The 1,895-nt window shown below is 35.0% G+C and carries 2 protein-coding genes; one reads left to right on the forward strand and one right to left on the reverse strand.

Annotated elements, in window-relative coordinates:
- Positions 1–16: 16 nt before the first annotated feature.
- Entirely contained in the window at positions 17–433 is a 417-nt protein-coding gene (locus tag RM529_RS17095) for an HYC_CC_PP family protein (protein WP_311485959.1), read from the reverse strand.
- Between the two features lie 770 nt (positions 434–1,203).
- On the opposite strand from RM529_RS17095, the gene RM529_RS17100 reads away from it, so the two are divergent.
- A partial coding sequence (locus RM529_RS17100; protein WP_311485960.1) for a chemotaxis protein CheB occupies positions 1,204–1,895 on the forward strand: 692 nt, incomplete at its 3' end.

Below are 1,895 nucleotides of genomic sequence, written 5' to 3' on the forward strand. Positions count from 1 at the left end.
CGGGAACTGTTTAAAATCAAATTAAATAGGTTTCGTTTAATTCTTGCACATCCCGTATGAGATTGGGAGGCGTATAATCTTTAAAGGGGATGATATTTTCATCCAAGCCCTCAAAAAGATTTATGTAAGAATAGAAGAAGGTAGCAACAAAAGCTTGTTGCTCAAAAGTTAGATTATTGAATGATGATTTTAATTCATTATGACCATCAATCGTTATTTGCGTATCAGAACAGCAAGGTTTTTCAGAGAAACCTTTTTCACAGCTTTTTTGGGGTTGTTGATTCTCCATTCCACAGGTCTTAACATTATGAAATAAAGAAAAATCAACCAGAGAATCTCCACAATAATGCATATCTACCGCGAACGACATTGTAGTAAACAGCACTATAGATGCCATTAAAACAGATAGTATTTTATTGAAGATTTTTTTCACTTTAGCAAATTTACGAAAATTTAAGAGTTTCGGTTCGTATTAACATTTTTTTTACTTTAATATATTTTTTTATCACTCCAATTCATTACTGGAAATCAAAAATTAATTACACTATCCAATACATCGTCAGCATCTTTATGAATAAAGTTAGCTTGATAGTTTATGGTGGTGGTAATATAAGAGTGCCGATATAGTTTTTGAAGCATTATATTTAAATGAGTGGCTACCAGCCTAAAAAATTGCAATGATAAACTTTGTCATTTATACAATCAATTTTAGTCATAGTTTGTTATATATTGTTAGTGTCTTTGCAGGATTTAATTTTTATGGTTTTAATAAATTTTAAGTCTATTTATTGTTTTTTAGTTTGAGATATTCATATATCTTTGCATTCACGAATAAAATCGGTGCAAAGGTTACCTATTCGGTTACCTGATTTTATTGAAACAAACCAAGTGTCTGGTAATCAATATATTGTTAAGTGGTAAGTTAGTTCTGCCACCCCGACAAAAATGTTAGCATAAAAGTAAAAAAACACTGTTAATCTTACTGATTTTCAGTGTTTTTTCATTTTACAAACTCTGCTATGTGCAATCTGTTTAGTGAATTCTCGTGGTTTACATTCTTTTCATGAATTGTTTTTCTTCAAAAATATTAAGCATAAAGTATGCAGAGGAGTTTACTGTCATGCTGGATAAAAATAAATGAATAAACATATCATAAAGTCTTGACTTTTGTTTATTATTCAGGTTTAAAACTTCCGGTTCAAAATGGGGCAGAAAACGAACAAACCTGAAATAGATAAGAGTTTAAAAAAATCGGCTAATAAATTTCCGGTAGTAGGCGTAGGGGCTTCGTCGGGAGGTCTTGCCGCATTTAAGCTTTTTCTGAAGTCGATTCCCGAGAAATCCGGAATGGCATATGTTTTAGTGCAGCACCTAGATCCAGGTCACGAAAGTTTGCTGCCCGAACTGCTGCAGAAGGCAACAAAAATTCCCGTAAAGGAAATTTCGGACGATATGAAGGTCGAACCGGATACTATTTACATAATCCCCAGCAATAGACTGCTGTTGTCGAATGATGGTAAGTTGGAACTCTCTCCAAGGCCAGAAAAGGGGAAAAAGGTGCTTAACCTTCCAATAGACCTCTTTTTTGAATCCCTGGCAGAAGTGCACCAATCACATTCTATAGGAGTGGTTCTAACCGGCAACGGTTATGACGGTACCCAGGGATTGAAATTTATAAAGAACCATGGAGGCATCACATTTGCCCAGGATGAGGCATCTGCTGAGTACAAGGGAATGCCAAGGAGTGCAGCGCAGGAAGGTGTGGTAGATTTTGTGCTTCCTCCGGAAGAAATTCCGAAGAAGATCCTGGAAGTTGTCCAGAATATTTACAACAAAGAAGGACAGGAGAAGTTGGTGATAAAAGAAAATTCTGAAGTTTTCAGGCAAATCCTTGC

This window comes from Autumnicola edwardsiae (genome assembly GCF_031846505.1).
Classification (GTDB): Bacteria; Bacteroidota; Bacteroidia; order Flavobacteriales; family Flavobacteriaceae; genus Autumnicola; species Autumnicola edwardsiae.